This window comes from Streptomyces sp. NPDC031554 (assembly GCF_055580685.1).
Map to the genome: position 1 here is coordinate 63,490 of NZ_JBVIKX010000007.1, position 7,174 is coordinate 70,663.

The following is a 7,174-nucleotide window of genomic DNA, read 5'->3' on the forward strand; positions in this document are numbered from 1 at the left end:
CGCTTTCGATGCCGCCGGGGTCCGTACCAACGGGTACGGACCCCGGCGCGTTGCGGGCGTCACTCCGAGGAAGGTTCCCCCTTGAACGCGAAGCCGCCGGCTCCTGGACTCCCGCACGCAGACGAGCGACGGCCGGCGACGGCGCCGCGGGGTGAGGCCCCGACGTCCGGGCCCGTCTCCCCCGGCCTGCCGCCGGCCGCGTCCTTCGGCGCGCTCGGCCTCCCGCCGAAGCTGCTGACGGCGATGACCGGCCTCGGCGTGACGGAGCCCTTCCCGATCCAGGCGGCGACCCTGCCCGACGCGCTGGCCGGCCGCGACGTCCTCGGCCGGGCGCGGACCGGCTCCGGCAAGACGCTGGCCTTCGGCCTCGCGCTCCTGGTCCGTACGGCGGGCCGGCGGGCGGAGCCGAAGCGGCCCCGGGCACTGGTGCTGGTGCCGACCCGGGAGCTCGCCCAGCAGGTGGGCGAGGCGCTGGAGCCGTACGCACGGGTGCTGGACGTACGGCTGGCGACGGTGGTCGGAGGTCTGTCGATCAACCGCCAGACGGCGCTGCTGCGGGCCGGCGCCGACGTCGTGGTCGCGACGCCGGGGCGGCTGACCGACCTGCTGTCGCGCCGGGACTGCTTCCTGAACCACGTACGGGTCACGGTGCTGGACGAGGCGGACCAGATGTGCGACCTGGGTTTCCTGCCCCAGGTCTCGGACATCCTCGGGCAGGTTCCCGCCGACGGGCAGCGGCTGCTGTTCTCGGCCACGCTCGACCGCGGCGTCGACCAGCTGGTGCGGGACCACCTGCACGAGCCGGTCCTCGCGTCGGTCGACCGTGCGGCCGGCTCCGTCGCCACGATGGAGCACCACGTCCTGAACATCCACCCCGCCGACAAGTACGCGACCGCGACGGAGATCGCCGCGCGGGACGGCCGGGTGCTGATGTTCCTGGACACCAAGGCCGCCGTGGACCAGTTCACCCGGCACCTGCGGGCGAGCGGGGTGCGGGCGTCCGCCCTGCACAGCGGGAAGTCGCAGCCCCAGCGCACCCATACGCTGGCCCAGTTCAAGAACGGTGAGGTCACCGTGCTGGTGGCCACCAACGTCGCCGCGCGGGGCATCCACGTCGACGCGCTCGACCTCGTCGTCAACGTCGACCCGCCCGCCGACGCCAAGGACTACCTGCACCGGGGCGGACGTACGGCACGGGCCGGGGAGTCCGGCAGGGTGGTCACGCTGGTCACGCCCGGCGAGCGGCGCGAGGTGAACCGGATGATGTCCGAGGCGGGGATCAGGCCGACGGTCACGCAGGTCCGCTCCGGTGAGGCGGCGCTGACCGCGATCACCGGGGCGAAGCGCCCGCCGGCCGGGACGAAGGGCGGCGGCAACGCGCCCTTCCGCGGGCTGGGCACCCGGCCGGCCGGTGCCGGCAAGGAGTCCCGCAGGACCGCCGAGGCCCGCAGGACGGCGGAGGCCCGTGCGGCGGCCCGGGTGCGCAAGGGCCGCTGACGGGGGCGGACCGGCCCCTCGTGCGGGCCGGGGGCCGGCGTCGCGGGCCGGGAGACGGCCTCGCGGGTCAGGCCGAGGCGCTGCGCCGGTCGGCCTGTTCGCGGAGTTCCTCGTTGATGCGCTTGGCCTCTTCCAGCTGGTCCTCGAGCACGATGATCCGGCAGGCGGCCTCTATCGGGGTGCCGGCGTCGACGAGTTCCCGCGCACGGGCCGCGATGCGCAGCTGGTACCGGGAGTAGCGGCGGTGCCCGCCGCCGGAGCGCAGGGGCGCTATCAGGCGGTTGTCACCCAGGGCGCGGAGGAAGGCGGGGCTGGTGCCGAGCATGTCGGCGGCCCGGCCGATGGTGTAGGCGGGGTAGTCCTCGTCGTCGAACGGATCGAGGGCACGGGGAGCGGCAGGGGGCATAGACCTCTTCTTTCCAGGGACGCGTCGGGGGGCCCTGGGTGCTTGTCCGCGCCCAGGGCCCCGAGGTTTCAACACCATCTACCGGCTGACCTGCACCGGCTTCCTTGTTCCGCCTGCCCGCCGTGAGGGCGGGGCTGCGGGGATCGCGAATGCGTGACCGTGGACCACCTTCCGATCTGGGGCCTGCGGTACCCGGGCGGTACTCCGTCCTCACCCGGGCGATCCTGATGGCGTCTGCTCCTCACCTCTTTCGGTTACGCGATGTCGACATGTGCGGTCACTGCGCGGCTCTTCGTCCTGCCGCTTGCTCGGACTTCCTTGCTACGAGAACAACGCTAGCCCCCGCACCGGGCAATGTCTACTTCCGTCACGACAGATTTCCTTCCGCTCGAAGGGATCTTCTTCTGTCGCGGCAGCGGTTCTTTCCACGGCTCACGGACAGGGCGCCCCGCTCCGGCCGGGGCCGGGCGGTGGACCCTGCCGCCCGGACGTCCGCTCCGGCCGGGAGGCCGTCCGGGAGCCCGTCCGCCGCGTCCCGTCCGCCGTTTGCGACGTCCGCGCTCCGGGGACCCGGCTGCGCATGAACACAACGCCACGACGACGCCGTCCGCAGCGGAGCCGGCTGCTGGAGCTTCTGGACCGTCTGGAGCGCGGTCCGCGAGCGGATCCCCTGATCGACACCCTGCGCGACGGGGTGCGCGCCCTGCCGCTCGGACCCGGGCGGGACGTGCTGCACGGCCGACGGCTGGGGCATCCGGTCCATCCGCTGTTGGTGCAGGTGCCGGTCGGGAGCTGGCTGTCCGCGGCCGTCCTCGACGTCCTCCCGGGCCGCTCCCGCGAGGCGGGTCTGCTCGTGGGCGTCGGCCTGGCGACCGCCGTGCCCGCGGCGCTGGCGGGGGCGGTGGACTGGGCGGAACTGCACCGGGAGCAGACCCGCGTGGGGCTCGTGCACGCGATGGCGAACCTCGCCGCCGTCGGCCTCTACACCGCCTCCCTGGCCCGTCGCCTCGGGGGCCGTCCGGGCGCCGGCCGGGCCTACGGCTTCCTCGGTCTGACGGCGGTCGGGATCGGCGGCATGCTGGGCGGGCACCTGGCCTACCGGCAGGCGTCCGGCGCGAACCACGCGGAAGAGGTCCCGCACGTCGTGCGCGAGGGCTGGCACCGGATCGGCGCCGTGGACGAGTTCCCCCTCGAGCAGCCCGTACGGCGTGTCGTGGACGACGTGCCGGTCCTGGTGGTCCGCCGGACCGGCGGGGCCGTCCACGCCCTGGCCGAGCGGTGCAGCCACCTCGCGGGTCCGCTGTCCGAGGGCACCGTGTCCGACGGGTGTGTGCGGTGCCCGTGGCACGGCAGCGTCTTCCGGCTCTCCGACGGCTGGAACGTGCACGGCCCGGCCACCGCGCCCCAGCCCGCCTTCGACACCCGCGTCGTCGACGGCCACGTCGAGATCAGGCTGCCCCGGCACGACCGGCCGAGGCGCCGGCACGCGAGCGGCGCGGGCGCGACCGCCCTCCTCCGCCGCCACCACGACTGACGCCCGCCCGCGCGCCCCCGGCCGCCCGCCCGCCACCGTCGTGCGTCCTTCCCGTTCCGCCGGGCCCCGCCCCGCGGGACACCCCTCAGCGGACGAACAGGACCACCGCCGTGCCCGCCGCGGCGGTGCAGGCGAGGGTCGCCGACACGAACGCGGCGTGGCGTCTGAGGAGGTCGCCGCGGAGGGCCGCGTAGCGGTCCTCGTACTCCCGTCGCAGCTCGGCGGCCCGGCGGACCGTGTCCCGCAGCATCCGGCGGGTGAGGTCGGTGCGCTGCCGGACGTAGTGACGGGTCAGGTCGTCGGCCTGGCCCGTGGTCAGCCAGGGCAGCTTGGCGCAGAGGTCCTCGGCGTCACGGTGCGCCCGGTCGTGGTGGGCGCGGGCGAGGAGGTACCCCTCGGCCTCGTCGGCCAGGGTGCCGTCCCGCCCGTCGGGTGCGGGGCGCCCGCCGGCCGCCGTCACCGCGGTTCGCCCTTGTGGCCCTCGGCGTCGACGGCGTCCCGCTGGCCGGCGTTGGCCTCCTGCTCCAACTGCGCGAGTCCGGGGTGGTGCAGGTCGAAGGCGGGGGACTCGGAGCGGATGCGCGGCAGGGTGACGAAGTTGTGGCGCGGCGGCGGACAGGAGGTGGCCCACTCCAGCGAACGGCCGTAACCCCAGGGGTCGTCGACCTCGACCCGCTCCCCCTTCCGGGCGGTCGCCCAGACGTTGTAGAGGAACGGGAGCGTGGACAGGCCGAGCAGGAAGGCGCCGATGGAGGAGAGGGTGTTGAGGGCGGTGAAGCCGTCCGCGGCGAGGTAGTCGGCGTACCGCCGGGGCATGCCTTCGGCGCCGAGCCAGTGCTGGACCAGGAACGTCGTGTGGAAGCCGACGAACAGGGTCCAGAAGTGGATCTTCTCCAGCCGGGGGGCGAGCATCGTGCCGGTCATCTTCGGCCACCAGAAGCTGAACCCGCCGAACATCGCGAAGACGATCGTGCCGAACAGGACGTAGTGGAAGTGGGCGACCACGAAGTAGCTGTCGGTGACGTGGAAGTCCATCGGCGGGGAGGCGAGCAGGACGCCGGTCAACCCGCCGAAGAGAAAGGTGACCAGGAAGCCGGCCGCCCACAGCATCGGCGGTTCGAAGGAGATGGAGCCTTTCCACATGGTGCCGATCCAGTTGAAGAACTTCACCCCGGTCGGCACCGCGATCAGGAAGCTCATGAAGGAGAAGAACGGCAGCAGGACGGCCTGCGTGGCGAACATGTGGTGCGCCCAGACGGTCACGGACAGGCCGGTGATGGCGATGGTGGCGCCGACCAGCCCCATGTAGCCGAAGATCGGCTTGCGGGAGAACACCGGGAGGATCTCGGTGACCACCCCGAAGAACGGCAGGGCCAGGACGTAGACCTCGGGGTGGCCGAAGAACCAGAACAGGTGCTGCCACAGGATCGGGCCGCCGTTCTGCGGGTCGAAGATCTGCGCGCCGAACTTGCGGTCCGCCTCCAGGGCGAACAGGGCGGCGGCCAGGACCGGGAAGGCGAGCAGGACCAGCACCGAGGTGAGCAGCACGTTCCAGGTGAAGACCGGCATCCGGAACATGGTCATGCCCGGTGCCCGCATGCAGATGATCGTGGTGATGAAGTTGACCGCGCCGAGGATCGTGCCGAAACCGGTCAGCGCGAGCCCCATGATCCACAGGTCGCCGCCCAGCTGGGTGGTGCGCTCGCCCCCGCTGAGGGGCGTGTAGGCGGTCCAGCCGAAGTCGGCGGCCCCCTCGGGAACCATCAGGCCGCTGAGCGCGATCAGGCTGCCGAGGAGGAACAGCCAGTAGGAGAACATGTTCAGCCGCGGGAAGGCGACGTCCGGGGAGCCGATCTGCAACGGCATGATGGCGTTCGCGAACCCGGCGAACGTCGGTGTGGCGAACAGCAGCAGCATGACCGTGCCGTGCATGGTGAACGCCTGGTTGTACTGCTCGTTCGAGAGGATCTGCAGGCCCGGCCTGGCCAGTTCCGCCCTGATCGCCAGGGCCAGCGCTCCGCCGATCAGGAAGAAGCAGAACGACGTGATCAGGTAGAGGTGGCCGATCTTCTTGTGGTCGGTCGTGGTCAGCCAGTCGACGATCACGCGGCCGCGGCCGCGGCCGCGGCGCGTCACCGCCGACGGCGGCGGGGCAACAGGTTCGGTCCGGGTCGCCATCAGATCCCTCGGTCGGCAATGGGGGCCCGGTGATCGAGAGGGCGCCGGGAACCCCGGCCCTGCCCTCTCGTCGAGCCGGGCGCTCGGGTACGGCAGTACGGGACCAGCCCATCGGTGACCGTGCCCGTCGTGCGGGCGCCACGCCCGGCGGTGTCCTCCTGCCAGCCGAACGGCGGACGGAGCACCCGCGCCGGAGCCGTCACGGGCCCCAAGGCCCCCCGGTTCCCGCGATCGACCGGTTCCCGCGATCGACCGGTTCCCGTGGATCGACCGGTTCCCGTGGATCGGCCGGTTCCCGTGGATCGGCCGGCTTCCGGGGCAGGGGCGACTAACGTGACCGCATGCCCGAAATGTCACAAGACGATCGCGGTGAGCCGTCTCCGCCGCCGCGGGGGTGGGCCGGGTTCAAGGAGTCCCCGTTCCTGCCCGCGGCCGTGCTCGTGCTGATCCTGACGGCGGCCGCGGCCCTGTTCGCCGGTTCCTACACCTACTCCATGGCCGATCCGACCCCACGCTCGATCCCCACCGCGCTGGTCGGCTCCCCCGACCAGCCCGAGGGCCGGCGCTTCCTCGACGGCATGGAGAAGGCCCTCGACACCGCGGTGAAGATCCACACCTACGACACGGCGGCCGAAGCCCGGACCGCGGTCGACGAACAGCGGGTCTTCGCGATCGTCGACGTGCGCAGGGGGGAGCGGGCCGTCGTGCTGGACCTCTCCGCGGCGTCCGGCGCGTCGGTCGCGGAGGTGCTGGCCGAGGCGGCGCCCGCGGTGGGCCGGCAAACGGGCGTCACCGTGACCGTCCGGGACGTCAACCCCCTCCAGGAGGGCGACCCGCGAGGTCTGGCCCTCTTCTACGTCTCCCTCGCGGCAGTGATCATCGGGTTCGTCGGCGCGATCCAGCTCAGTGTGCACGCGCGGGCCCTCACGCCGGCCGAGCGCATCGCCTGCACCGCCCTGTACGCGCTGCTGGGCGGGTTCGCCATCGCCGCGACGGTGGACTGGCTGCTGGGCGCGCTCGACCTGCCGTTCGTCGAGTCGTGGCTGATCCTGGCCCTCACCCTGTTCGCGAGCGGCATGGTCTTCACGATGTTCAACACGCTCGTGGGCCGCTGGGCGATGCTGCCGACCTGGGGACTGATGGTCCTGCTGGGCAATCCGTCGTCGGGCGGCGCGGTGTCGTGGCCGCTGCTGCCCTCCCCGCTGGGCGTGATCGGCCGGTGGCTCCCGCCGGGTGCGTCCGTCAACGCGCAGCACACGGCGGTGTACTTCGCGGGACACCAGCACGCCTTCCCCTTCCTGGTGCTGGCGGGGTGGGCCGTGCTGTCCTGCGGGGTCTTCTGGACCTGGCGCCACCGGCACCCGGGAGGCCGCGAGACCCGACCGGAGGGCGGCGCCGACGCGGCGGCCGCGTGATCTGCGCGAGGGGCCCCGGGGGGGGCGGCCGGGGGGGGCCCCCCCCGGGCCCCCCCCCCCCCCGGGGCCCCCCCCCCCCCCCGCCCGGGGGGCCCCCCCCCCCCGGGGGCGGGGAGCGGCGGCCTTTTTTAGGGGGGGCACTAT

6 protein-coding genes are annotated in these 7,174 nt (G+C 73.2%); 3 read left to right on the forward strand and 3 right to left on the reverse strand.

What is annotated here, in order from left to right; all coding sequences use genetic code 11:
* The first annotated feature begins 81 nt into the window (after positions 1-81).
* Positions 82-1,497 (forward strand): DEAD/DEAH box helicase, encoded by a 1,416-nt coding sequence (locus ACZ5FU_RS19580; RefSeq protein WP_469045790.1) that lies wholly within the window; start codon positions 82-84, stop codon positions 1,495-1,497.
* Between the two features lie 67 nt (positions 1,498-1,564).
* Here ACZ5FU_RS19580 and ACZ5FU_RS19585 read toward each other — a convergent pair whose 3' ends face one another.
* The gene (locus tag ACZ5FU_RS19585) at positions 1,565-1,903 is read right to left on the reverse strand and encodes a MerR family transcriptional regulator (protein ID WP_468646666.1); all 339 of its coding nucleotides are present in this window, start codon (positions 1,901-1,903) and stop codon (positions 1,565-1,567) included.
* A gap of 580 nt (positions 1,904-2,483) precedes the next feature.
* Between ACZ5FU_RS19585 and ACZ5FU_RS19590 the strand changes: the two genes are divergently transcribed.
* A complete protein-coding gene (locus tag ACZ5FU_RS19590) occupies positions 2,484-3,437 on the forward strand; it encodes a Rieske (2Fe-2S) protein (RefSeq protein WP_468837930.1) in 954 nt (317 codons plus the stop codon).
* 85 nt (positions 3,438-3,522) lie between these two features.
* Here the strand turns inward: ACZ5FU_RS19590 and ACZ5FU_RS19595 are convergent, their stop codons facing one another.
* Positions 3,523-3,897: a hypothetical protein gene (locus ACZ5FU_RS19595; protein ID WP_469045792.1), complete on the reverse strand. Its 375-nt coding sequence runs from the start codon at positions 3,895-3,897 to the stop codon at positions 3,523-3,525.
* Positions 3,894-5,615: an aa3-type cytochrome oxidase subunit I gene (ctaD, locus tag ACZ5FU_RS19600; protein WP_451530224.1), complete on the reverse strand. Its 1,722-nt coding sequence runs from the start codon at positions 5,613-5,615 to the stop codon at positions 3,894-3,896. Before ctaD ends, ACZ5FU_RS19595 begins: the two co-directional genes overlap by 4 nt.
* 341 nt (positions 5,616-5,956) lie before the next feature.
* Here ctaD and ACZ5FU_RS19605 point away from each other — a divergent pair, with 341 nt between their 5' ends.
* Positions 5,957-7,030, forward strand: a complete 1,074-nt coding sequence (locus tag ACZ5FU_RS19605) for an ABC transporter permease (protein ID WP_451530223.1) — start codon at positions 5,957-5,959, stop codon at positions 7,028-7,030.
* Positions 7,031-7,174 lie beyond the last annotated feature (144 nt).